The sequence below is a fragment of the Curtobacterium sp. MCLR17_031 genome, from assembly GCF_003234775.2.
Classification (GTDB): Bacteria; Actinomycetota; Actinomycetes; order Actinomycetales; family Microbacteriaceae; genus Curtobacterium; species Curtobacterium flaccumfaciens.
Genome location: NZ_CP126270.1, coordinates 2,880,294 through 2,904,155, shown reverse-complemented (window position 1 = coordinate 2,904,155; position 23,862 = coordinate 2,880,294). Strand labels below are relative to the sequence as shown.

Below are 23,862 nucleotides of genomic sequence, written 5' to 3'. Positions count from 1 at the left end.
AGTCAGGACCCACGATGGACGACGTGATCGCGGCCGAGCGCTCCCGCACCAACTGGGCGGGCAACGTCACCTACCGCGCCTCGACGCTGGCCCGGCCGACGTCGGTGGACGAGCTCCAGCAGCTCGTCGCCTCCACGCCGCGCCTGACGGCGCTCGGCTCGCGACACTCGTTCAACACCATCGCCGACACCGACGCCGTCCAGGTGTCGCTGTCGGACCTGCCGCCCGTGCTCGACATCGACACGTCGCGTCGCGTCGTGCGGGTCGCGGCCGGCATGACGCACAGCCAGGTCGCGGCCGGTCTGGAGGCCCGTGGCTGGGCACTCGGGAACCTCGCGTCCCTGCCGCACATCTCCACGGCCGGGGCCGTCGCCACGGGGACGCACGGCTCCGGTGTGCGGAACCCGTCGCTCGCGCAGGCGGTGGTCGGCCTCGACGTCGTCCGCGCCTCCGGTGAGATCGCCCACGTCGATGCCCCGTCGCCGGACGGGCTGCTCGACGCCCACCGGGTCGGGATCGGCGCGCTCGGTGTCGTCACCGCGGTGGAGCTCGCGATCGAGCCGACGTTCCAGGTCGCCACGACGGTGCGCCTCGACCTGCCGTGGGACGCCGTCGCAGCGCAGTTCGACCAGGTGATGTCCGACGCGTACTCGGTGTCGATGTTCACCTCGTTCGACGACCGCGGTGCCCGGCAGGTCTGGGTCAAGCACCGCGTCGACGAGGCCGCACCGACCGTCGACCTCGTGGCCCTCGGCGCCCGTGCGGCCTCGGGTCCGGTGCACCCGGGTGAGAACGACCCCGCCGGGGTCACCGAGCAGGGCGGCGTGCCGGGGCCGTGGTCCGAGCGGCTGCCGCACTTCCGGTCCTCGTTCACCCCGTCGACCGGGGCCGAGATCCAGGCGGAGTACCTGATCCCCGCTGCCTCGGCGGTGGCGGCGCTCGAGGCGCTCCGACCGCTGGCGTCGCTGTTCGCCCCGATCCTCATCGCCGCCGAGGTCCGCACCATCGCGGCCGACACCGCGTGGCTCGCGCCGTCGTCCGGACGACAGTCGGTCGGCCTGCACTTCACGTTCCGCCGGGACGCCGCCGCCGTGGCCGCGGCGGTGGCCCGGATCGAGGACGTGCTCGAGCCCTTCGACCCGCGACCGCACTGGGGCAAGGTCTCCGCGGCCAGTGCCGAGCGGCTGCACGAGGCGTACCCGCGGCTGTCCGACTTCGCCGCACTCGCCCGTGACCTCGACCCCACGGGGCGGTTCCGGAACGCGTTCCTCGCGCGCATCCTGTCCTGACGCGATGGACAGGTGTCCCGCACCACCGGCTGTGGTGCGGGACACCCGGGTCCTCAGTCCTTGCGGGACAGGTCGATCAGGAGCCTGACCACGGTCACGAGCAAGCTCGCGATCCCCAGCCAGGGCACCCGACGCCTGGACCGATCATCGGTGTCGTTCGACATCGATGACCTCCTGGTGTCGTCGCCGGCTGACACGAGGAGCTTCGGCCGAGGGATGCGTCGCCGAGCGGGCTCGGCTACCATCGGTTCCGAGCGTTGGACTCGGGATGGTTTACGCATCCCTTGGCTTTCCACTCGGAAGGCGAATCGAGGCCCGGAACTGTTGTCGCAGTCCCGGGCCTCACACTTTCGCCCAGGTCGCGCTCCGGCGGTGACGCGACCGGAGCCAGCCTCCGTGTATGTGTCCGCTGAAATGCAGCCGGAATCTCACAGGGGATCCCCATCGGATGCCCTGGCGAACCCCCGCCTCGGTGCCGCTCTTCCACATGTGAGGACGCAAAGGTGGCGACATGGCGAACCTCAACCGCATCATCGGCATGGCCTCCAAGGTCATCGACAAGCAGCTCCAGAAGCGGCGTGGGCAGGGGGGGACCGTGCCCGGCGCCGGATCGCAGCAGGGCGGAACCGACTGGCGCGGCATCGTGCGCAGCGCCGCCGACAAGCTGACCGGCGACGATCGGAACCAGCAGCAGAACGGCCAGCCGCAGCAGTACGGCCAGCCGCAGCAGTACGGCCAGCCGCAGCACGCCGGCACGCCGCAGCACGGGGCCGACGCCGACAAGGTCGCCCTGGCGAAGTACGACTACCTGCTCCGCACCTCGTCGCCGGAGCAGCTCGAGCAGGTCCACCACGACGCCTTCGCGCGGCTCACCCCCGCGCAGCGCCAGCAGGTCCGTGACCGCCTGAACTCCGAGCTCCCGCCCCACGAGCACCTGCGCGACGACTCGGCGGGCGGCATGGCCCGTGCGATGACCCGCGGTGAGATGTCGCGTCCGGGGCTGGTCCGACGGGTCCTCGGCGGTTCCGGCCGGGGCAACGGCAACGGCAACGGCCGCGGCCGCGGTGGGGCCTTCGCCGGTGGTGCAGCGGTCGGCGCCGGCGCGATGGCGTTCGGTGGCCTCGCCGCCGCGGTGGCCGGGGGAGCGGTGCTGAGCGCTGCCGCCGGTCCGGTCCTGGCAGGGGCGGCCGACCTCGGCGTCGACTTCGAGGGCATCGCCTCGGGCATGGGCGACCTCGGGCTCGGTGACCTCGGCGGTGGCGTCGAGGGCGTCCTCGGCGAGGGCGAGCAGCTCCTCGGCGGGTTCGGCGAGCAGGCCGCGGGCCTCGGAGAGCAGGCGTCCGGTCTCGGCGAGCAAGCATCGAACCTCGGCAACGACTTCCTCGGCGGGCTCTTCGACCGCTGACGCTCCGCGGTGCGAACGCATCGGGAATAGCGGGACGGCGTCCGGCGCTTGCAATGTTTCGTCGTGCGTCGTCCGACGCACGCGAGATTCGGACGGGCCACCGTCGCGGTGTCAGGATGGACGCCGCCCGGCGGGTGAACCGTTCCGCCGTCGCAGCGACCGCCACCGCGATCGCGACCCCCTTCCCCGAGGAGCAGCACCGTCATGAGACGCCCCAACCGCCTGACGATCACCGCGGCCGTCGCCGCAGCAGCAGCCCTGGTCCTGACCGGCTGCTCGGGTGGGGGTTCGTCCGACGACGGCGCCGAGGGCACGGCGAAGGGCGGCACGCTCAACATCCTGACGCCGCAGACCTCGTTCCACCTCGACCCCGCGACCAGCCAGAGCCTCGGCATCACCTCGATGGGCCTCGTCGCCCGACGACTCACCACGTGGGACGTCGAGCCGGGCAAGACGGCGAAGGTCGTCCCCGACCTGGCGACCAACACCGGGGTCTCGAGCGACGACGGCAAGACCTGGACCTACACGCTGAAGGACGGCGTCGAGTTCCAGGACGGCACGCCGATCACCACGAAGGACATCAAGTGGGGCATCGAGCGCTCGTTCGCGCCGACCCTGAGCGGTGGCCTGAGCTACCACAAGTCGCTCCTGGTCGGTGGTGACTCCTACAAGGGCCCGTTCGACGGCAAGTCGCTCGACAGCATCGAGACCCCGAACGACAAGACCATCGTCTTCAAGCTGAACGACGCGTACGGCGACTGGCCGTGGCTCGCGTCGATGCCCGCGTTCACCCCGGTGCCCGAGGGCGACGGCAAGGACACCGGCGCCTACGACCTGAAGCCGGTCGCGTCCGGCCCGTACCAGGTGCAGTCGAACACGCAGGGCTCGCAGGTCACGCTCGTCCGCAACAAGAACTGGAGCGCGAAGACCGACGAGGTCCGCACCGCCGGCCCGTCGAAGATCGTCTTCAAGGAGAGCCAGGACCAGTCCACGGCGACGCAGACGCTCATCGCGGACAACGGCGACGCCAAGAACTCCTTCGGCGCCATCTACCTGGGTGCCGCCGAGCTCAACCAGGTGCGCAGCAACCCGGCCGCCCAGGACCGCCTCGCCACCTCGAAGGCCGGCCCGATCAGCTACATGGCGATCAACACGCAGCGCGGTGAGCTCAAGGACCTCAAGGTCCGCCAGGCGCTGCAGTACGCGGTCGACCGCAAGTCCTTCCGCATCGCCGCCGGCGGCGCGATCGCCGGTTCGTACGCCTCGACGCTCATCACCCCGGGCATCGCCGGGCGCCAGGACTACGACCTGTACAAGACGAAGGCCACCGGCGACGTCGACAAGGCGAAGCAGCTGCTCAAGGAGGCCGGCGTCAGCAACCTGAAGCTGACCCTGGTGACGCAGAACGACCCCACCTACCTCGCCCAGGCCCAGGCGCTGCAGTCCGGCCTGAAGCGTGCTGGCATCGCCGTGACGCTCAAGCCGCTCGACTACGACTCCTTCACGCAGGCGACCACCAACGGCACCGACTTCGACCTGTCGCTGTCGAGCTGGCAGCCGGACTTCCCGAGCGCGAACGCCAACCTGCAGCCCCTGTACGACTCGTCGCAGATCGGTGGCGGCGGCTACAACGTGTCGAAGTACAGCAACCCCGAGGTCGACGCCCTCATCGCGAAGGCCAGCTCCACGGTCGACCAGGACGACGCGCAGAAGCTCTGGGCCCAGGCGGACCAGAAGATCATGGCTGACGCCCCGGTCGTGCCGCTGATCTACGCGAAGCAGTCCTTCCTCGCCGGCTCCAACGTGCAGAACTTCCAGATCGCGGACTTCCCGGCGTACCCGAACTACCTCAAGGTCTCGCTCAAGCAGTGACCGAACCGATCCTGCAGGTCGAGGGGCTCCGCGTCGCGTTCGGCGACGCGGAGCCCGTCCTCCGTGACGTCTCCTTCGACCTGACGCCCGGCCGGGTCCTCGCCCTGGTGGGGGAGTCCGGCTCGGGCAAGTCCGTCAGCGCCATGAGCGTGCTCGGGCTCCTGCCGCCGCAGGCCTCGGTGTCGGGCAGCGCCCGGTTCCGTGGCGAGGAACTCATCGGTGCCCCCGTCGAGACGGTCCGTGCCGTCCGGGGTGCGGGCATCGGCGTGGTGTTCCAGGAGCCGATGAACTCGTTCACGCCGGTCCTGTCCATCGGCACGCAGATCGCCGAGGCCGTCCGGGCACACCCCACCGGGCTCGACCGTGCCGGTGTCCGGGCACGCGTCGACGAACTGCTCCGTGACGCCGGGCTCACCGACCCGGAGCGCATCCGGAAGGCCTACCCGCACGAACTGTCCGGCGGCCAGCTCCAGCGCGCGATGATCGGGATGGCCCTGGCCGGTGACCCGGTCGCACTCTTCGCCGACGAGCCCACGACCGCCCTCGACGTCACCGTGCAGGCCGGCATCCTCGACCTGCTGCGGCGGCTCGGCCGCGAGCGCTCCCTCGCCGTGCTGCTCATCACCCACGACATGGGCGTGGTCGCCGACGTCGCGGACGACCTGCTGGTGCTGCGCCGCGGCGACCCGGTGGAGCACGGGACCGTCGCCGAGGTCTTCGCCCACCCGACCGCCGACTACACGCGCGAGCTCCTCGCGGCCGTCCCCAGCCTGGAGGCGCGTCCCGCGTCCGCAGCGCCGGCTGCGGACCCGGACGCCCGGGCCCACGAGCCCGGCTCACGCGCCCAGCGACAGCTCACGGCTCCAGGCGCGCGTGAGGTGTCGCCCAGCGCGAAGACCGCTGCGGTGACCGACGAGGCGGACGCGAGTCGCGCCTCTCCCCACCGGCACGGCCGGTCCGCCGCTGGCGCGTCGGACCGGAACCGGCGGCGTGGGCCCAGACCGCCCGTGGCGCGTCTGCGCGACGTCGCCGTGCGGTACTCGCGCCGAGGCGGACCCACCGTGTCCGGCATCGACCTCGACCTGCACGCCGGCGAGACCGTCGGCCTGGTGGGCGAATCCGGGTCCGGCAAGTCCACGATCGGGCGCGCGCTCGCGGGCCTGGTGCCCGTCGTCGCCGGCTCGGTCGAGGTGGACGGCAGCGACCTGCGCACCGCTCGCGGACGACGACTGCGCGAGCTGCGCAGTCGGGTCGGCATCGTGTTCCAGGACCCGGCGTCGTCGCTCAACCCGCGGCAGACCATCGGCTGGAGCATCGCGGAACCGCTCCTCGTGCACGGCACCGAATCCGCTGCGGACCGGGCCGAGCGGGTCCGTGAACTGCTGACCGCCGTGCAGCTCGACCCGACGTGGGCCGAGCGGTTCCCGCACCAGCTGTCCGGCGGCCAGCGGCAGCGTGTCGCCGTCGCGCGTGCGCTCGCGCTGCGGCCGGCACTCGTCATCGCCGACGAACCGACCTCGGCACTCGACGTGACGGTGCAGGCCGCCGTGCTCGACCTGCTCGCCGGGCTGCAGCGGGAGTTCGGCTTCGGCATGCTGCTCATCAGCCACGACCTCGCCGTCGTCCGTCAGCTCGCCGACCAGGTGATCGTGCTGCGCGACGGCCGGGTCGTCGAACGGGGGAGCACCGACGCCGTGCTCGACGACCCGCAACAGGACTACACGCGCATGCTCCTCGCCGCAGCGCCCGTCGCCGATCCCGTGCGACAGGCCGCTCGCCGCGAGGCGTGGCGCGCGTGGGAAGGAGTGGCCTCGTGACGGCCAACGTCGTCGACCGACCGGTCGCACCGTCCGGCCGGACCACCGGCTTCCGGGCCGTGGTGCGACGCGTCCGGCAGGACCGCTGGGCGGTGGCTTCAGCCGTCGTCATCGCGGTGTTCCTGGTGGTCGCCGTGGCGGCCCCGCTCATCGCGAAGGCGTCCGGGCAGGACCCGTACTCGTACGACATCGACGCGCTGAACTCGTTCGGCGCTCCGCGCGGTCCGGGCGGCGGCATCAGCGGCGAGCACTGGTTCGGTGTCGAGCCGCTGACCGGGCGTGACCTGTTCTCGATCGTCACGTACGGTGCGCGGACCTCGCTCGGCATCGGACTCGCCGCGACCCTGGTGTCGATCGTCATCGGCGTGCTCGTCGGCGTCACGACCGGGTTCTTCGGTGGCTGGTACGACCGGGTGCTCTCGCGGGTCGTCGACGTGATCTTCGGGTTCCCGTCGCTCGTGTTCATGATCGCCCTCACCGCGATCGTGCCGTCGTCGTTCCCGAAGCCCGTGCTCGTCGTGCTCGTCATCGGGTTCTTCGGCTGGCCGGCCGTGGCCCGTGTCGTGCGGGGGCAGACGCTGTCGCTCGTCAGCCGCAACTACGTCGTCGCCTCCACCGCGATGGGCGCCGGGCGCTGGCACGTCATCCGCACGCAGCTGCTGCCGAACCTGGCCGCGACGATCACCGTCTACGCCACCATCTCGATCCCGTCGATGATCGGTGCCGAGGCCGCGCTCTCGTTCCTGGCCGTCGGCGTCAACCCGCCGACGCCGTCGTGGGGCCGCAGCATCGGCGACGCCATCGGCTGGGTGCAGACCGATCCCATGTACCTCGTGTTCCCCGGAGCCGCACTGTTCCTCATCACCCTCGCCTTCAACGTGCTCGGTGACGCCCTGCGCGACGCCCTCGACCCACGAGGGGGCACCGCGTGAACGCCGCCACCCTGCGGTTCCTCGCGATCCGCGTGCTCGGGGCCGCCGTCGTGCTGCTCGTCGTCGCGGCCATCACGTACGCGCTCTTCATGCTCCTGCCGACCAACCCGGCGCGGGCGATCTGCGACAAGCCCTGCACCCCGGACCGGCTGCGGGAGGTCCAGGCGTTCCTCGGCACCGACAAGCCCTGGCTCGCACAGTTCGGCGCCTACCTGGCCGGCATCTTCACCGGCCGGACCTTCGGCAGCGGCAACAGCGTCATCGAGTGCGCGGCACCGTGCTTCGGGTACTCGTTCCAGCTGCACGAGAGCGTCACCGAGCTGATCCTGGCGCGCCTGCCCGTCACGGCCTCGATCGCCGTGGGTGCCGCCGTGCTGTGGCTCGTCGCCGGCGTGTTCGGCGGCACCGTCTCGGCGCTGCGCCGCGGCACCTTCGTCGACCGGGCCGTGATGACGGTCGCGGTCGCCGGTGTCTCGTCCCCGGCGTACCTGGTCGGGCTGCTCGGCATCCTGCTGTTCGGCTTCGTGCTGGGGATCCTGCCGACGAGCGGGTACGTGGCCTTCGGTGACGACCCGGTCGGCTGGTTCACGCACCTGATCCTGCCGTGGTGCGTGCTGGCCTTCATCAGCGCGGCGATCTACGCCCGGTTGACCCGTGGCGAGATGCTCGAGTCGATGTCACAGGACTTCGTCCGGACCGCCCGGGCCAAGGGGCTGCGCGAGCGACAGGTCGTCGTGCGGCACGGGCTCCGGACCGCGATCCTGCCCGTGGTGACGCTGTTCGGGCTCGACCTCGGGTCGCTGCTCGGTGGGGCGGTCATCACCGAGAAGGTGTTCTCGATGCAGGGCCTCGGCGCACTGCTCATCGACGCGGTGCACACGCTCGACCTGCAGGTGGTCGTCGGCTTCACGCTGTTCTCGGCGCTGCTGATCGTCACGGCGAACGTGATCGTCGACATCGTCTACGCGTTCGTCGACCCGCGGGTGCGGCGCCGGGCGTAGGCCCGCGGCACCGCCGCTCGTGTGGTGCGAGGTTCCGTACTCCGTGCGAGCGCGTCCGCCGGCCACGGAATCGGGAACCTCGCACCAGAGCGTTCGCCCCTCGCACCGTGCGAGGTTGTTCACCTGGCACGAGGCGGAACGGCCAGCAGCCTCAGGCGGGACGACGCGTCATCCGGTAGACCGAACCGTCGTCGGTGCGCGTCAGGACGCCGAGGTCCACGGCATCCCGGCGCACGACGGAGACATCGGTCGCGAACATGCCGACGGCGGCGTTCAGGACGGCCTCCGGCACGGCTCGCTCCTGTCCGAGTCGCTCGAACACGAGCTCCACGATCCGGACGGACAGCGCACGTCGTTCGACGTCCTTCACTGGCATCCGCTCGATCCGGTCGAACTCGAGCACCGCTGCAGGCGACTGGAGTCGCTGGAGCTCGCGTGCCGTCCGGCCGAGCACCGACGCGTCCGGGCCGTCGTCGGTGACCCAGTCGAACGAGCCGACGGCCGCCCGAGTGCGGTCATCGACGGGGCTCCCGCCGAGCACCGCTGCTCGCAGGGTGGGGGACGCCAGGACGGAGACGACCTGGCGCGCGCGCCCCACCACCCGGGCGACGTCCATCAGAAGTACGTGATGCCGTGCGGCGTCCGGGGCGGCAGCAGCATCGCGCGGAGCAGCTCCACCGACGCCGGGTCCGCGGCGCGGACGAGCCCCGCGGCTGCCAACGTGACGGGGGAGACCGACCCGATCAGCAGCGCACCGAGCTCCGCGACGTCGAGCTGGACGTCGGACCCGGCCACGTCGACGTCGTCGGCGATGCGCGTGACGGTGCCACGGGCCTCCTGGACGTCGAGGCGGTACGTACCGGTGGTGAAGCCGAGCGCGTCGGTGACCCCGAGTGTCAGCGACCCGTCGACGGCGAACGGTCGCGAGGCCAGCACCGCCGGCACGTCGAGCACGCGCAGCCAGACGTGGTCCTCTTCGTGGTCGACGTCGTACGCACGGTTGTCGCCGAGCGCCGCGACGATCGGGTCGTCGAGGCGGGAGCGGTTGTACTTCACGACGTCGTTGAGGTCGACCGAGAGCAGGAACTCCCACAGGGCGGTGTAGGCCTGGTCGTCCGCGTACACCAGGTCGACGATCTCGAGCGCAGTGTCGGAACCGCGGTCCTCCTTGACGCGCCAGGTCACGTAGCCGTCGATCTCGTCGGAGCCGTCGGGACGGTGCACCGCCGCACGGACGTCCTTCGCCTTCTGCCCGTCGTGCCCGAGCAGGCCGAACACGATCGGCCAGGTGCCGGTGTTGCGGACCATCGAGCCGGGGGTGCGGACGTGGAACCGGTCGAAGACCGCCTTGCCCGGGCCGTCGGCCAGCCACTGCGGCGTGACGACCGACACCGTGCCGGAGGTCGGGGCGAGCAGGGGCAGCGCGCGCTCGCGGCGCACGTGCACGGCACGCTCGCGGATGGCGCAGCCGAAGCCGAAGCGGCGGTAGATGGTGCCCTCGGACGCGGTCAGTGACGCGACGGCGTAGCCCTCGGCGACCCCGCGCTCGAGCGCATGCGTCATCATCCGGCGCAGGATGCCGCGGCGACGCTCGGTCGGGCGGACGGTGACCGCGGAGATCGCCTGGGTGTCGACGGAGGACCCGTCACCCCAGCTCAGCGCCTTGCGGAACCACGTGAAGGTGCCGGCCGGCCACGTCTCGTCGACGGACCCCGGGAACGGCTCGCGCACGTAGACCCCGAGGAACGTCTCTTCGTCGGCGATGAAGTGCGACGCCATGCGGGCTGCGCCCTCGGCGTCGGGGTCGGCTTCGTGGAAGCCCATCCCGACGGCCTGCATCCACGCTGCCGTCTCGGCGTTCGGTGCCCCCTTGTCGTCCGTCCCGGGCGCGAACTCGCGCAGCTCGTAGCGGTCGTCGAATGCCTCGTTGCTCACGTTCCGACACTATCGGGACCGGGTGACGTCGCGACAGGCGCGTGGTCGGTCCGGTCGGACTGGAGGCCCGGATCGCGTCCGGCGGACGGGCTGCGGGGTGCGGGTGGCCGGTTCGGGTGCCGGGTTCGGGTGCCGCGGACGCTCGGTGCGGGATTCCGGGTGTCGGGCCGCACGGTGCTGGGTTCGTCAGTGGGGGCGGTGGAGGTGGCTCGGTGCTGGGTCGTGGCGGGGCACGGGGTGGGCAAGGTCGCACGGGTCGGGCGATCCGGCACCGCACGACGAACCCTGCACCGTGCGACGGTCGGTGCCGCCTCAGTCGGTCGTGCCCCGCGGGGGATCGACGAGCAGCCCGACACGGTCGTCCAGGTAGTCGGCGAGGGGGACTGCGGCGCCGGCGGTCGGGGACCAGCGGACCGACGGAACGTCGTCGGCGATGAAGAGCACGCCCTCGGCGCCGACCAGGGAGTCGTCGACGGGGATCGGGGCGGCGCCGTGGTTCACCGTGTCACCGGCGCCGAAGTGCCCCTTCGCGGCGGCGGCTCGGTAGGCGCGACGGACCTCGGCGGAGACCGACTGGTACTGCGACCGACCGGGTTCGGTGACGCGGGTGATCGACCCGGTGGCCCAGACACGGCCGGCGGTCTCGGGGGACGACCCGATCAGGAGTGCTCCGACCCGCCACACCCGGCCGAGCGGTCGCATCGTCGGGTCACGACGGATCCCGAGGACGGCCTTCGGCTGCACGTACTCGCCGAGTGCTTCGTCCGGGACGTCCGCGGCGCGGAGCCGTCGGGCCGCTGCGTCGAGGAGCTCCCGGGCCCGCTGCACTCCGTCCGTCACGTCCACCGAGCCTAGACCGGGTGGTGGCCGTCGTCTCGGTCGTGGCCTCGGTGGTGGTCCGCTCGACGTGGTGCGCTGCGCTGCGGCGTCCGTGGCTGGTGCCGGCGCGGCTCGTGCCAGCGCGGCGACGACGCGCGGCACTCACGAAGCCCGCGGTCATCATCACCGCCCCGTACGCCAGGAGCACGCCGGCGACCACGGGGATGAGCCAGCCCCGCGACCCGTTGACGACCTGGTTGACGATGCCGATCTCCGGCACGGAGTACCAGACCACGCCGCGGATCTGCACGGCGGTGACCGGCGCCGGGTCGGCCTCGGCGTTGTTGTCGCCCTTGAGCACGAAGGTCCGCTCGCCGTCGGACGACGACGACACCGAGACCACGCGGTGGCTGACGACCGCGGGCTGGCCGGACACGATCTGGTAGGTCACGACGTCGCCGACCCGGATGTCGTCGATCGGGGTCGGACGGACCACGAGCAGGGTCCCCGGCGGCAGGGTCGGCTCCATCGACTGCGTGAGGACGGTGAGCGGCATCGAGCCGGTGGCCTTCGGCACGACGATCAGCACGACCGCCAGGGCGGCGACGAGCAGCAGGAGTCCGGTGCTGAGACCGAGCACGACGGCGTGGACGACGGCGCGCCAGCCCGAGCGCGGGGTGGGGGTGCTCACGCGCCGCATCGGATCGCCGCCCCGTTGTCCTGCGTGAAGAGCGTGACCTTGCCGGTGCCCGCGACGGTGCTCGTGGGGTTGCCGGCGCTGTCGAGCACCTTGACGGTGACGGTCAGCGTGCCAGCGGTGCCGGCACTCGCGGGCACGTCCGGCGGGGCGATCGTGATGAACGCGGAGTAGTCCTGCGCCTTCTGCCCGACCGGGGTCGAGCCGACGAACGCGCCGTACCAGGTGTCCATCGGCCGGTTCGCGGCGTCCCACCGGATCTCGACGTACCAACCGCCGTGGTCGGTGCAGACCAATGAGGGGGTGGTGTCGACGGTCGCCGCCGGGGTGGTCAGGGTGAAGCCGCCGGCGACGACGCCCGAGGTCCAGGTGCCGCTCGTGACGGTGAGGTTGACGTTCACCTTGGCGGCCGAGCCGGCCGGGGCCGACGACTGCACGGTGCTGCGGGTGCACCAGACGGCGGAGGCGCCGGCGGCCAGCTTCGCGCTCATGCTCGGCAGCGACGCCCAGGTGCCGGTGACGGACCCGGTGCCGACGGCCGTGCTCGCGGTGCAGCCCGCGGTCGATGCGACCGGCCAGGCGACGACGGTGACGGCCTTGGCGAGTGCGGTCGAGCTGCCGGACACGACGGAGACCGTGGTGGTGGCGGTGCCGGCGAGGGTGCCCGAGTCGGTCAGGGTGATCGGCTTCGTCGTCGAGGTGACGCTCGACGAGAACGCCGTGGTGAGTGCGCTCGTGCCGCTGATCGACGCCGCGACCGTGCCGACCGTGGTGCTCGCCGCGGTGGTGCCCGTCGCGCTCCACAGTGCCCACGCGGCGCTCGAGGTGCCACCGACGAACACGGCGGTGAGGAGCACGGCGACGAGGAGCCGGAGGCGGCGGTTCATGCGGAGACCTGCGTTCCCGTGACGGTGAGGGTGAAGTCGGTGGTGGCGCCGGCGACGGCCTGCGGGGCGTCGGCGTCGAGGACCATCTCGAGGCACGCGGTGCCGCTGACCCCGGCCGGCAGGGTGAATGCCCCGGTACCGGTGTCGAAGGTGGCGACCCGACCGCTCGTACCGGTGAGCCCGGGCACACACTTCGCGGCCGAGGACACCATCGCGAGGTGGAGCGTCAGCTCACCGGTCGCCGCCGCGACGGACGACTTCGAGGCCGTCGTCGTGACGCGCATGGACAGGGGGATCGACCCGGTGTTCCGCACCGTGAAGGTGCCCGTGGTGCTCGTGCCCGGCCCGAGGACCGCGGTGTTCATCGCCGTGGTGCTGCCGACGGTGACGGTCGCCGTGGCGGAGCGCACCGTCGTGCTGGCCGTGCTGGCGGTCCCGTTCCAGAGTGCGTACGTGCCGCCGGCGCCGAGGAGTGCTGTTCCGACCGCGACGACCAGGGCGATCGCGACCGGCCACACCCAGCGGTACCGTCGGGCTGCGCGGTGGCGTCCCGTCGTCCGCGGTGTGGCGGTCATGTGCGTGCTCCTGGTCGTCGTGGTCGGTGGGGTGCGATCGGGGGATCAGGAACCGATCGCGGTCTGGGTCAGCGTGAAGGCCAGCGCGCTGAGGTTGATCGAGCCGCCCTGACCGGTGGTCGCCGACGAGGGGAGCGTCACCGTGAAGACGACCTTGACGGTCGACGTGGACGAGGACGGCGAGACCACGAAGGTGTTCGTGTTCGACGAGGACTGCACGACCGAGGCGCTCGTCGACGTGACGGCCAGCGTCTTCGTCGTGGCGGCGAGCAGCGCGGCGTCACCGGTGATGCTCTGGTTGGCGTAGGTCAGGTTCGCCTTGAGGTCCTGGCCGGTCGCGCCGATGTTCAGCGTCTGGGTGAACTGGAACGTGTTGCCCGGGACCATCAGGGCCTTCGTCGGGTCGATCGCGGTGGAACGACCGTTCGTGATGTCCGTCCACGCGCCGTCGTTGTTGGCGCTCAGCGTCAGGGTGCCGGCGCTCACGGCGGACGCGGCGCTCGAGGCGCTGGCGTTCCAGAGGGCGAACGTGCCCGCACCGCCGAGGAGGAGTGCGACGCCTGCTGCGCCGGCGATGGCACCGGTGACGATCTTGTGCATGGGGTGGTTCCGTTCCTGCGTGCTCGGGGCACGCTGAAGCCCACCGGGGACATTCGGGCGTCGTGTCCGGTGGGGAGGTTGTCATCGACCCAGTGGTTGGAGGGGTCGCGGCTGACCGGTGCCGAGAGCGGTCGCCGGGCCTCGGAGCGCATGTGCTGCTGCTCGGGCGGGCTGGACTCGCTCTGGTGACGACGTTAGCTGTCCCCCAAAGTGCCGACAAGCGAGAACGAGCGTTCACCCGGACCCCAGAACAGGGGTCATTTTTGTCCCCGCTAGGGAGGACATTGCGTGTACCCCGGTTTCTGGGTGCGCGCTCCGCGTGTGCAGAGTGATCACAGAAGGAATGCCGGTACGCACGGCGTCGTTGCACCGTCCGGAAACGAGGAGGGCCCATGGACATCGTGCGCTGGTTGTTCGACGCGCAGATCGTCATCGGCGACCAGGCGGTGCTCTGGCGCGAGGTGATCGGCAACGTCTTCGGGCTGCTCAGCGCCCTCGGTGGCATGCGCCGGAAGGTCTGGGCCTGGCCGGTCGGGCTGGTCGGCAACGCCCTGCTCTTCACCGTCTTCATGGGTGCGCTCTTCGACACCCCGAACCCCGTCAACCTGCTCGGGCAGGCCGGCCGTCAGGTCATGTTCATCATCGTGAGCATCTACGGCTGGTACCGGTGGACGCACCGCCCCGAGGACGCGACGACCGTGATCGACCCGCGCTGGGCCTCCTGGCGGACCCGTCTGCTGCTCGTCGTCGGCATGGTCGGCGGAACCGCCCTGCTGACCCCCGTCTTCCGCGCGCTCGGGTCGTACGAGCCGGTGTGGAGCGACGCGTGGATCTTCGTCGGATCGCTGCTCGCCACGTACGGCATGGCGAAGGGGTGGGTCGAGTTCTGGCTCATCTGGGTGGCGGTCGACCTGGTCGGCGTGCCGCTGCTGTTCTCCGCCGGGTACTACGCCTCCGGGTTGATGTACGTCTTCTACGGCGTCTTCACCCTGACCGGGTTCTTCGTGTGGATGCGCCAGCGGGTCCGGCCTCCGGCGGCGCCCGTCACCGTCGGCTGACCACTGTGATCACGACGCGCTGACGCGGCCCGGAGCACGGCCCCCGCTCTGGGACGAGACAAACGGCCCGGAATGCGCTGCAATGGTCGGATGGAACCCCTGCACGGCGAACGCGTCGAGGACGACGAGTCCCTCGCAGAGCGCACGGTGCGCGCGGCCATCCGTGCCTACCGGCTGCACCCGTTCGACACCGTCGACGCGGCGGTCGTCGCCGAGGTGGCCGGTATCCCGCTCGAGACCGTCGAGCGGCTGTTCCCGACCTGGCATGCCCTGCTCCTGGTCACCTACGACCGGTGGGCGCAGCTGCGGGGGACCCGGCGGAAGAACCCGCCCACATGCACGATCGAGCACGTCCGTCTGACCCTCGCCGAGGACGTCGCCGACCCCGGGCTCGTCCGGGTGCTCGCCGGGCTGATCACCGTGGCCAGCTCGGAGTCCGGGTTCGCCGAACTGTTCCGCAAGCGGTTCGAGGAGTACGCCGAGCAGCTGACCGTCGGGCTGCAGCGCGACTTCGACAAGGGCTCGGAAGAGGCCGGCATCCCCGCGTACCAGGCTGCGACCCAGCTGCTCGCCGTGTACGAGGGGCTGCAGATCCAGATGCTGGTCCGCCCGTACATCGACGTCCTGGTGGAGTTCGACCGCGCGGCGAACACCCTGCGCCAGGGCTGGAAGCGGCACGCCGTCCCGTCGTGGGACCTCGACGAGGCACCCGTCCGCGTCTGAGTGCAGCGGTGGCGTCCCCGTTTTGGAAAGCACTTGCCAAACTGGAAAGCACTTGCAACACTGGTGTCAACGAGAGGGGACACCATGGACAACACCACCGCACGACCCGGACCCGCCGAGGCGGCCCGACTGCTCGACCAGGCGGACCGGATCGGCCGACGTGCGCACGACGCCGTCCGCTGGCCGTACGTCACGTTCATCACCGCGCTCGGCGTCGCGACGTCGCTCGGCACGCTCGGCATGGGGCTCACGACCGGGGACGCGTTCGCCGCCGTCTACGTCGGCACCCTCGTGGCCCTGTTCGCCCTGGTGGTGTTCTTCATGGTGAGCATCCGCGGCCGCTCGGCCTTCGCCCGGAGCCGCCGCTGGACCGTCTACATCGCAAGCTGGGCTGTCACCTACCTGGCGGCGATCGCCGTGGTCGGGTGGGTGCACGGCTCGGTGCTCTGGTCGGGCATCACCTCGGGGCTGGTGCTGCTGGTCGCCCTGGTGTGTGCGGCGCGCGAGGCCCGCTCGTGAGCACCACCGACCGGGTGCATCCCCGGCACGAGCTCGACGACCTGCTGCAGCACCCGGTGCGCTTCTCGGTGATCGCCGCCCTGACCCGTGCCGGCACCCTGGGGTTCCGCGAGGTGCGGGACGCGGTCGAGGTCAGCGACTCGGTGCTGAGCAAGCAGGTCTCCGCGCTCGAGGCGGCCGGCTACGTGTCGGTGGGGAAGGGCTTCGTCGGTAAGACACCCCGCACGTCGATCACCCTGACCGCGTCGGGTCGGGCCGTCTGGGCCGCCCACCTGGACGCGCTCCGCCGCATCGCCGCCGGCTGATCGGCGGGGATCAGCCCCGCCGCCCCCGCCGCCACGACAGCATCTGCCGGACCGTCACCTTCGACCCGTACTGCGCGACCGAGTGCCGGAACAGGTACTCCGCGAACCACAGCAGCAGCCCGGCGACGACGAACACCTCGACGATGCAGACGACCGACTCCGTCACGGTCAGGGCCCCGACGGCGTTCCGCACCATCGCGGTGATCGGCGTGAAGGTCGGGAAGTACGTGAAGAACTGCGCGACGGGCGACGTCGGCGTCGTCATCACGAAGAACGCCGCGTACAGGGGGATGATCAGCGCGAAGATCGCCGCCGACTGCAGGGCCGAGGCGTCCTTGATCGACGGGACGGCGGCTCCGACGGCGACGAACAGCCCGGACGCCAGCAGCACCCCGCCGACGAGCAGCAGCGCCCCGGTGACCATCCGCCACGGGTCGACGGTCAGCCCACCGAGCTGCGACGACACCAGCGGCAGGGCGACGAGCAGCCCGACCAGGCCGGGCACGACGAACACGCTGACCTGCACGAAGCCGACGAGCAGCATCGCGATGACCTTGCCGCGGATCAGGTCCCCCGCGGTCACCGTGGTCAGGATCATCTCGGAGATCCGGTTCTCCTTCTCCTCGACCACGACCGTGACCATCCGGGCGGCGAGCAGGATGACGAGCCCGAAGAACGCGGCGACGAACAGGAACGGCGGCACGACGGACAACCAGCCCGGGGCAACCCGGCCGTCGGTGTAGGTGGTGACGTCGGTGGCGGGCGGACTGCGGAGCAGCTGCACGGTCTCGGGGTCGTCGACCGACGCGGCGACGCTCTGCTCGAGCACCCGCTCGGCCAGCGACGAGTACACCCCGTTCGCGAAGAGTCCGCGGTCGGCGGCGTCGACCCGGATGGCCGTCGTGGACGGCGACGACGGGAACGCGATGAAGGCATCGAGGTCACCGGACCGGACGGCGGCGCGGTCGGCGGCGGCGTCGGTGGACGGCGTCCCACCCCACTTCGCCGCCACGGACTCCGACACCAGGCCGGACTCGTCGACGTAGTGGAACGGGGTCTTCGTGGCGGACGACCCGGACACCACGGAGTTGGTGCCTGCGGCCTGCCCGATGCCCACGAGCAACGAGACCACCACGATGACGACCGGCAGCGCGAGGGTGCCGATCCAGAACGCGGGCTTCTTGACCGCGCGGACGAACTCGAACCGGACGACCGTGCCGAGGTTGCTCATGCCGCTGCCCCGTCGGTCGACGCCGCAGCCAGGGCGTCGTGCCCGTAGACCTGCACGAAGATCTCGTCGAGCGGGATCCGGCGCATCTCGAACGCGGTGACGTGCACCCCGGCCGCGACGAGTTCTGCCAGGACGTCCGCACCGTCCGGAGCGGCGGCCTGGGTCGGGACCAGGTAGGCGACGTGCCCCTCGTGGCGGGCGAGCCGGTACAGCGGTGACTTCGGCACGGGGCCGTCGAGCCCCACGCGGGCGACGGCACCACCGAAGGCGTCCTGCACGTCGGGCACGGACCCGTACGCGGCGGCCCGGCCGTCCTTGAGCAGCAGGATGCGATCGCAGAGCCGCTCGACCTCGTCCATCTGGTGCGTCACGAGGACCACGGTCGCGCCGTCGGCCTTCCGTTCGTCGACCAGGTCGAGCAGGAGCCGCCGGTTCACGGGGTCGAGCCCCTTGGTCGGTTCGTCGAGGATGAGCAGCCGGGGCTGGTCCATGATCGTGATGCCGAGCTGCACCTTCTGCTGCTGCCCGCCGGACAGCTTGTCGACGCGCAGCTTCGCGCGGTCGGCGAGCCCCACGCGGGCCAGGTAGTCCATGCTCCACGCGGTCGCCTCGGCACCGCGGAGCCCGCGCAGGCGCCCGAAGTAGGTCATCACGTCGATGACGGACTCCTTGCGGTACAGCCCGCGCTCTTCGGGCAGGTAGCCGATGCCGCCGGTGGCCGGTCGGTAGGGGCGTCCGTCGATCGTCAGCGTGCCCGCCGTCGGGGTGGTGATGCCGAGCAGGGCCCGGATCGTCGTGGTCTTGCCGGAGCCGTTGCTGCCGAGCAGCCCGAACGTCTCGCCGGGGGCGACGTCGAACGACAGCCCGTCGACCACGTTGCGGTCCCCGAACCGCATCACGAAGTCCTGCACGCTGATGCTCGCCCCGCTCATGCCGCGACCCTACCGGGACTTCCTTCCCAGAACGGCCGCGATGGGAAGCGAGAACGGGCGTACCTGGTCAGAACTCTCGACCCGGTACGCCCGCTTCCGGCAGGTACGCCCGTTTCCGCCGGGTACGCCCGCTTCCGGCAGGTACGCCGCATTCCGCGGGCAGACGCGGGAGACGACGGACGGGAGGCGCGGTGCCAGCTGGCACCGCGCCTCCCGTCCGTCATCCGGTCGCGCCCAGGGCGCGAGCGTCGCGTCAGGAACGCAACCAGGCCGTCCCCACGCCCGACAGGGCGCCGTCGACCACGGGGGCCGAGGCGAGCAGCAGCTCGCCGGCCGGCAGCGGGAAGGGCTCCTCGCCGAAGACCGTCACGCTGGTCCAGCCGTTCGGCCGACGGAACGCGAGCACGTCGTCGCGGCCGGTCTCGATCCACTCGAGCTGTTCCTCGGACTGCAGCTGGCCGCGCAGGCCGAGCGCCTTCCGGTACAGGTTCAGGGTGGAGTCGGGGTCGGCGTCCTCGGCCTCGACGCTGGAGTCGGCGAACCACGCCGGCTGCGGCAGGTGCGAACCGTCCGGACCGAAGCCGAACGACGAGCCGGTGCGCGTCCACGGGATCGGCACACGGCAGCCGTCACGACCGACGTCGACGCCCGGGTTGCGGAAGAACGCCGGGTCCTGGCGGTCGGCGTCCGGGATGTCGCCGACCTCGTGCAGGCCGAGCTCCTCGCCCTGGTACAGGTAGGCGGAGCCGGGCAGGGCGAGCTCGAGCAGCGTGGCGGCCTGTGCGCGGCGCAGGCCGAGCGACTGGTCGAGCGCGTCCTGCGAGCCGCCGGCGAGCAGCCACGCGCTGCCCTGCTTGTCGGTGCCACCGGCACGGGGCGGCAGGGCGTAGCGGGTGGCGTGCCGGACGACGTCGTGGTTCGAGAACACCCACGTGGTCGACGAGCCGGACTGCTCGGCGAGGCCGAGGTTGAACTCGATGATCGTGCGGAACTGGCCGGCGTCGAAGTCGGCCTCGAGCAGGTCGAAGTTGAACGCCTGACCGAGCCCCTCGGCGCTGGCGTAGCGGGCACGGCGGTGGGCGGGGACCCAGGCCTCGGCGACCGCGGCGCGGGCCGGCGTGTACTCGTTGAAGACCGTCCGCCACTCGGCGTAGATCTCGTGCACGTCGTCACGGTCCCAGAGCGGGTGCGTACCGTCCTTCGGCATCTCGGCGAGCTCGGCCCAGGTGGGCAGGGTCTCGCCCAGGTCCTTCGCCAGGCCGTGGGCCACGTCGATGCGGAACCCGTCGACGCCGCGGTCGGACCAGAAGCGCAGGGTGTGCAGGAAGTCGTCGCGGACCTCGCGGTTCGCCCAGTTCAGGTCGGGCTGCTCCTTCGCGAAGCTGTGCAGGTACCACTGGCCGTCACCGACGGCGGTCCAGGCCGGGCCGCCGAAGATCGAGATCCAGTCGGCGGGGGCTTTCTCGCCGGACGGCCCCGTGCCGTCGCGGAACACGTAGCGGTCGCGGGCGGGAGAGCCCTTGGGCGCTGCGAGCGCCTCGCGGAACCACTCGTGCCGGTCGCTCGTGTGGTTCGGTACGACGTCGACGATCACCCGGATGCCGGCGGCGTGCAGTGCCTCGACCATCCGGTCGAAGTCGTCGAGGGTGCCGAGGCGCGGGTCGACGTCGCGGTAGTCGTCGACGTCGTAGCCGCCGTCGGCCAGGGCGGACGGGTAGAAGGGGCTGAGCCAGACGGCCTCGATGCCGAGTGAGGCCAGGTACGGCACCCGCTCGGTGATGCCGGGCAGGTCGCCGATGCCGTCGCCGTTCGCGTCGGCGAACGAGCGGGGGTAGATCTGGTAGACGCTGGCCTGGCGCCACCAGGTCTCGTCGTGCGAGGTGGCGGCGGGCTGGGTGAGGGTGTCGGTCACGTCGGGCCTTTCGAGGGTCGAGGGGTTCGTCGGGTTCGTGGGGTGTGTGTCGGTCGGGTCCGGACCGGCGGTGTCGCTCACTTGATGGCGCCCTGGGTCACGCCGGCCATCACCCACCGCTGGGTGACGAGGTAGACGATGATCGCCGGGGCCATCGCCATCAGGTACGAGGCGAACGACACGTTGTAGTTGTTGCTGAACTGCGTCTGGAACATCTGCTGCAGCACCGGCAGGGTCTGCAGCGCCGGGTCGGAGGTGATCAGCGACGGCATCACGAAGTCGTTCCAGGACGCGAGGAACGCGAAGATGCCGACGGTGGCGCTCATCGGTGCCAGCAGCGGGAACACGAGTCGCCAGAACACCTGCCCCGTGCTCGCACCGTCGATGCGTGCACTCTCCTCCAGCTCCGCCGGGATCGACCGCAGGAAGGCCGTGAAGAGCAGCACGCTGAAGGACAGCTGGAACATGACGTGCAGGATCGCGACGCCGAGCGGGTTGTCCAGGTGCGCGAGTCCGGTGAGCTTCACCTGCGACAGTGCAAGCACCGGGAACGGCAGGAACATCGCCGCGAGCAGGTAGAAGAACGACCAGCGGAACAGCCGGCGGTCCCAGTTCCGGGCGATCGCGTAGGCCGTGAACGAGGCGAGCAGGATCGTGCCGACGACGGTGATCGCGGCGACGAACACCGAGACCCCGAACGCCCGCGGGAAGTCGGTCAGCTGCCACGCCTGCACGAAGCCGTCGACGCTGAACGGCGCCGGCAGCGAGAACGCGTTGCCGTCGACGGCCTGGCCGGTGGTCTTGAACGCCATCGTCAGGGTGACGTACAGCGGCACGAGCACCGACAGCGCGCACAGCACGAGGACGACGGTGACGGGCCAGTTCGAAGAACCGCGGCCAGCCTTGCCCGAGCCGGAGGACCGGTCGGCGTCGACGGAACGGATGCTGCCGGTCGCGGTGGTCCCCGGTCGCAGGGGTGCTTGCAGGGACATCAGAGCGCTGCCTTCCCGCGGGTCGCCCGCAGCTGGATCACGGCGATGACGACCGCGATGACGAAGAAGATCGTGGCGTTCGCCATCTGGTAGGCGTAGTCGCCGCCGTTGAAGCCCTTGAAGATCGACATCGCGACACTGGTGGTCGAGGTGCCGGGGCCGCCGTCGGTCAGGCCGACGATGATGTCGTACGAGTTCAGGAAGTTCTTGAACCCGATGACCAGGTTGATCAGGATGTAGCCCGCCGTCAGCGGTGCGGTGATCGAGACGAGCTGCCGCCACGCGCTGGCACCGTCGAGGGCCGCCGCCTCGTACACCTCGCCGGGGATCGAGAGGACGCCGGCGATGTAGATGAGGAGCGTCGACGGGATCGCCTGCCAGGCGGTGACGACCACGATCGCCAGCCAGGCCAGGTCGGGGTTCGCCAGGATGCTCTGCTCGAGCGGCCCGAAGCCGATCGCGGTGGCGAAGGCCGGCAGGCTGTTCGCGAACAGGAACGAGAACACGTAGGCGATGACGATGCCCGAGATCACCATCGGCAGCACGAACACCGCACGCAGCGCGATCTTGCCGCGGATCTTCGACGTCAGCGCGATGGCGAGCAGGAACGCGATCGCGTTCACGACGATCACGGTGACGAGCGAGAACCCGAGCGTGAACAGGTACGCCTGCAGGATCGCGGGGTCGGAGAACACCGCGATGTAGTTGGTGATCCCGGTGAACCGGAACTCGCCGAAGCCGACGGAGTTCGTGAAGCTCAGCACGATGCCCATCACCGCCGGCAGCGTGATGGCGAGTGTGAAGAGCACCAGGGTGGGCAGCAGGAACGCCAGGAAGAGCGGGTCGACGCGGGGCTTGCGTCGTCCGTCCCGTCGTCCGGCCTGGAGGCCCGGTGCGGCTCCGCCACGGCGGCGGCGGTCCGCCGTCGTGATGGATTCGGTGGTCGTGGTTGCCATTCGGACGTCTCCTTACGCGGCCGTGCGGAGCGCGAGACGCGCCCAGTCGGCGTCGAGGGTGCGGAGCTGGCGCTGCGGGTCGCCGCCGAAGGCGATCGACTGCGCGTAGTTCGCGACCGGGATCTCGGCGGGGATGAGCTGCGAGGCGCCGAGGTAGAAGGCAGCGTCGTCGTAGTAGGACTGCATGCCACGGAGGGCGGGGTTCGACGCCGGGGGAGCGTCCTTGCGCACCCCGAAGCCGTTGTTGTCCGCGTTGTACTTGTCGTTGACCTGCTTGGTCATCAGGAACGACAGGAACTCGCGGGCGGCCTCCTGCTTGCGCGACGCCTCCGGGATCCAGAGCGCCAGGTCGACGTTCACGCGGACCTTGCGGTCGGTCGGGTCGTCGGTGACGGGCAGCGGGAAGGTGCCGAGGTCCATGTCCTTCGTGGTCTTGGCGATCTCGCCGAGGGCCCACGGTCCCTGCAGGTACATGCCCGCCTTGCCCTGGGCGAAGGCGAGGTTGCCGTCGCCGTACCCGCGGCTCGCGGCGCCGTCCTGGTGCCAGGCGCGGAGCTGCACCATGCGCTCCATCGGCTTCCGCAGGTCGCGCTCGAACGAGACCGCGGACCCCTTGCCGACGTTCGTACCCTCGCGCCGGAGTGCCTCGAAGGTCGCCGGGGTGTCGATCATGCCGCCGATCGAGTAGTCGAACATGCCCTGGGCGATCGTCCAGTTGTCCTTGAACGTGCCGTAGATCGGCGCGATGCCGGCCTTGGTCAGGCGCTCGCACACGTCGGCGAACTCGCTCCACGTCGTCGGGACCTCGAGCCCCTGCTGCGCGAAGAGCGCCTTGTTGTAGATCACCGACGCCGCGGTCACCGAGTACGGCAGGGCGCTCTTCCGGCCGGGGTAGTCGGCGGTCTGCTCCATGAGCGGCCACAGGTCGGGGTTGATGGTGTCGGCCTGCGGCAGGTCGGACAGGTCGGTCAGCGCGCCGTGCTCGACGAACGGCACGACCGAGAAGTTGTAGTTCCAGCAGCCGAGGTCCGGCGGACGGTTCCGCACGAAGTTCGCGGACATGCTCGAGGTCGAGTCGCGCACGACCCGGACCTTCGACTGGCTCTGGTGGAACTGCGCGATGACGTCGTCGAAGTAGCCGATGACCTCGGGCTTCGACACGTAGAACGTGATGGTCTCCGGCTTGGCGCTCGAGGACCCGATCGGGGCGCATCCGGCGAGCGCGAGGCCCGCCCCGATGCCGCCCGCTCCCAGCAGGAACCCGCGTCGGCTGACCGATGCTGCGCTCCTGGCGGTGGCGTGTGCTTGCACGTCGTCTCCGTCCGTCCGGACCCGGCGTCCCTGCCGTTCCGTCCCGCGAGCGGCTCCGATGCTGCCCGCGGAACTAAATGTAGCGAGAAAATCT

Annotated in this window: 23 protein-coding genes; 10 read left to right on the top strand and 13 right to left on the bottom strand. The window is 70.9% G+C overall.

The annotated features are described in order from the left end of the window. Positions 1–14: 14 nt before the first annotated feature. The 6 genes from DEI96_RS13755 to DEI96_RS13730 all read left to right on the top strand — a co-directional run bounded on the left by DEI96_RS13755 (position 15) and on the right by DEI96_RS13730 (position 8,316). Positions 15–1,289 (top strand): FAD-binding protein, encoded by a 1,275-nt coding sequence (locus DEI96_RS13755; protein WP_111022064.1) that lies wholly within the window; start codon positions 15–17, stop codon positions 1,287–1,289. Between the two features lie 511 nt (positions 1,290–1,800). Beyond that, complete coding sequence (locus tag DEI96_RS13750; RefSeq protein ID WP_258372660.1) at positions 1,801–2,694, top strand: cation-transporting ATPase; 894 nt, start codon at positions 1,801–1,803, stop codon at positions 2,692–2,694. 204 nt (positions 2,695–2,898) lie between these two features. Continuing rightward, the gene (locus DEI96_RS13745; RefSeq protein WP_111022065.1) at positions 2,899–4,566 is read left to right on the top strand and encodes an ABC transporter substrate-binding protein; all 1,668 of its coding nucleotides are present in this window, start codon (positions 2,899–2,901) and stop codon (positions 4,564–4,566) included. Next, positions 4,563–6,383: a dipeptide ABC transporter ATP-binding protein gene (locus DEI96_RS13740; protein WP_111022066.1), complete on the top strand. Its 1,821-nt coding sequence runs from the start codon at positions 4,563–4,565 to the stop codon at positions 6,381–6,383. Before DEI96_RS13745 ends, DEI96_RS13740 begins: the two co-directional genes overlap by 4 nt. Further along, positions 6,380–7,315, top strand: a complete 936-nt coding sequence (locus DEI96_RS13735; protein WP_017888404.1) for an ABC transporter permease — start codon at positions 6,380–6,382, stop codon at positions 7,313–7,315. Before DEI96_RS13740 ends, DEI96_RS13735 begins: the two co-directional genes overlap by 4 nt. Further along, entirely contained in the window at positions 7,312–8,316 is a 1,005-nt protein-coding gene (locus DEI96_RS13730) for an ABC transporter permease (protein ID WP_110865220.1), read from the top strand. Before DEI96_RS13735 ends, DEI96_RS13730 begins: the two co-directional genes overlap by 4 nt. A gap of 151 nt (positions 8,317–8,467) precedes the next feature. Here the strand turns inward: DEI96_RS13730 and DEI96_RS13725 are convergent, their stop codons facing one another. The 7 genes from DEI96_RS13725 to DEI96_RS13695 all read right to left on the bottom strand — a co-directional run bounded on the left by DEI96_RS13725 (position 8,468) and on the right by DEI96_RS13695 (position 13,829). Next, the gene (locus DEI96_RS13725) at positions 8,468–8,932 is read right to left on the bottom strand and encodes a DUF2087 domain-containing protein (protein WP_111022067.1); all 465 of its coding nucleotides are present in this window, start codon (positions 8,930–8,932) and stop codon (positions 8,468–8,470) included. Then, positions 8,932–10,251, bottom strand: a complete 1,320-nt coding sequence (locus DEI96_RS13720; protein WP_111022068.1) for a GNAT family N-acetyltransferase — start codon at positions 10,249–10,251, stop codon at positions 8,932–8,934. The genes DEI96_RS13725 and DEI96_RS13720 overlap by 1 nt, the downstream gene beginning before the upstream one ends. A gap of 312 nt (positions 10,252–10,563) precedes the next feature. Further along, a complete protein-coding gene (locus DEI96_RS13715; protein ID WP_111022069.1) occupies positions 10,564–10,995 on the bottom strand; it encodes a hypothetical protein in 432 nt (143 codons plus the stop codon). Continuing rightward, complete coding sequence (locus tag DEI96_RS13710; protein WP_111022070.1) at positions 10,961–11,770, bottom strand: signal peptidase I; 810 nt, start codon at positions 11,768–11,770, stop codon at positions 10,961–10,963. Before DEI96_RS13710 ends, DEI96_RS13715 begins: the two co-directional genes overlap by 35 nt. Beyond that, on the bottom strand, positions 11,758–12,654 hold the full coding sequence (locus DEI96_RS13705) for a hypothetical protein (protein ID WP_111022071.1): 897 nt from the start codon (positions 12,652–12,654) through the stop codon (positions 11,758–11,760). Before DEI96_RS13705 ends, DEI96_RS13710 begins: the two co-directional genes overlap by 13 nt. Continuing rightward, complete coding sequence (locus DEI96_RS13700) at positions 12,651–13,229, bottom strand: TasA family protein (RefSeq protein WP_111022072.1); 579 nt, start codon at positions 13,227–13,229, stop codon at positions 12,651–12,653. The genes DEI96_RS13705 and DEI96_RS13700 overlap by 4 nt, the downstream gene beginning before the upstream one ends. A gap of 45 nt (positions 13,230–13,274) precedes the next feature. Beyond that, positions 13,275–13,829 carry an alternate-type signal peptide domain-containing protein gene (locus tag DEI96_RS13695; protein ID WP_111022073.1) on the bottom strand — a complete coding sequence of 185 codons (555 nt, stop codon included), beginning with the start codon at positions 13,827–13,829 and terminating at the stop codon, positions 13,275–13,277. Positions 13,830–14,221: 392 nt separating this feature from the next. Here DEI96_RS13695 and pnuC point away from each other — a divergent pair, with 392 nt between their 5' ends. The 4 genes from pnuC to DEI96_RS13675 all read left to right on the top strand — a co-directional run bounded on the left by pnuC (position 14,222) and on the right by DEI96_RS13675 (position 16,434). After that, on the top strand, positions 14,222–14,887 hold the full coding sequence (gene pnuC, locus DEI96_RS13690; RefSeq protein WP_111022074.1) for a nicotinamide riboside transporter PnuC: 666 nt from the start codon (positions 14,222–14,224) through the stop codon (positions 14,885–14,887). Positions 14,888–14,977: 90 nt separating this feature from the next. Continuing rightward, positions 14,978–15,610 (top strand): hypothetical protein, encoded by a 633-nt coding sequence (locus tag DEI96_RS13685; protein ID WP_111022075.1) that lies wholly within the window; start codon positions 14,978–14,980, stop codon positions 15,608–15,610. 84 nt (positions 15,611–15,694) lie between these two features. After that, positions 15,695–16,129, top strand: a complete 435-nt coding sequence (locus DEI96_RS13680; RefSeq protein WP_111022076.1) for a chemotaxis protein CheY — start codon at positions 15,695–15,697, stop codon at positions 16,127–16,129. After that, positions 16,126–16,434, top strand: coding sequence for a winged helix-turn-helix domain-containing protein (locus DEI96_RS13675; protein WP_111022077.1), 309 nt, complete (start codon positions 16,126–16,128; stop codon positions 16,432–16,434). Before DEI96_RS13680 ends, DEI96_RS13675 begins: the two co-directional genes overlap by 4 nt. 10 nt (positions 16,435–16,444) lie before the next feature. Here DEI96_RS13675 and DEI96_RS13670 read toward each other — a convergent pair whose 3' ends face one another. The 6 genes from DEI96_RS13670 to DEI96_RS13645 all read right to left on the bottom strand — a co-directional run bounded on the left by DEI96_RS13670 (position 16,445) and on the right by DEI96_RS13645 (position 23,768). After that, the gene (locus DEI96_RS13670; protein ID WP_111022078.1) at positions 16,445–17,665 is read right to left on the bottom strand and encodes an ABC transporter permease; all 1,221 of its coding nucleotides are present in this window, start codon (positions 17,663–17,665) and stop codon (positions 16,445–16,447) included. Further along, positions 17,662–18,597, bottom strand: coding sequence for an ABC transporter ATP-binding protein (locus DEI96_RS13665; RefSeq protein WP_111022079.1), 936 nt, complete (start codon positions 18,595–18,597; stop codon positions 17,662–17,664). Before DEI96_RS13665 ends, DEI96_RS13670 begins: the two co-directional genes overlap by 4 nt. Positions 18,598–18,850: 253 nt before the next feature. After that, a complete protein-coding gene (locus DEI96_RS13660; protein ID WP_111022343.1) occupies positions 18,851–20,509 on the bottom strand; it encodes a glycoside hydrolase family 13 protein in 1,659 nt (552 codons plus the stop codon). 77 nt (positions 20,510–20,586) lie between these two features. After that, positions 20,587–21,501 carry a carbohydrate ABC transporter permease gene (locus tag DEI96_RS13655; protein WP_111022080.1) on the bottom strand — a complete coding sequence of 305 codons (915 nt, stop codon included), beginning with the start codon at positions 21,499–21,501 and terminating at the stop codon, positions 20,587–20,589. After that, positions 21,501–22,457, bottom strand: coding sequence for a carbohydrate ABC transporter permease (locus tag DEI96_RS13650; RefSeq protein ID WP_111022081.1), 957 nt, complete (start codon positions 22,455–22,457; stop codon positions 21,501–21,503). Before DEI96_RS13650 ends, DEI96_RS13655 begins: the two co-directional genes overlap by 1 nt. A gap of 12 nt (positions 22,458–22,469) precedes the next feature. Further along, on the bottom strand, positions 22,470–23,768 hold the full coding sequence (locus DEI96_RS13645) for an ABC transporter substrate-binding protein (protein WP_111022082.1): 1,299 nt from the start codon (positions 23,766–23,768) through the stop codon (positions 22,470–22,472). Between the last annotated feature and the right edge of the window lie 94 nt (positions 23,769–23,862).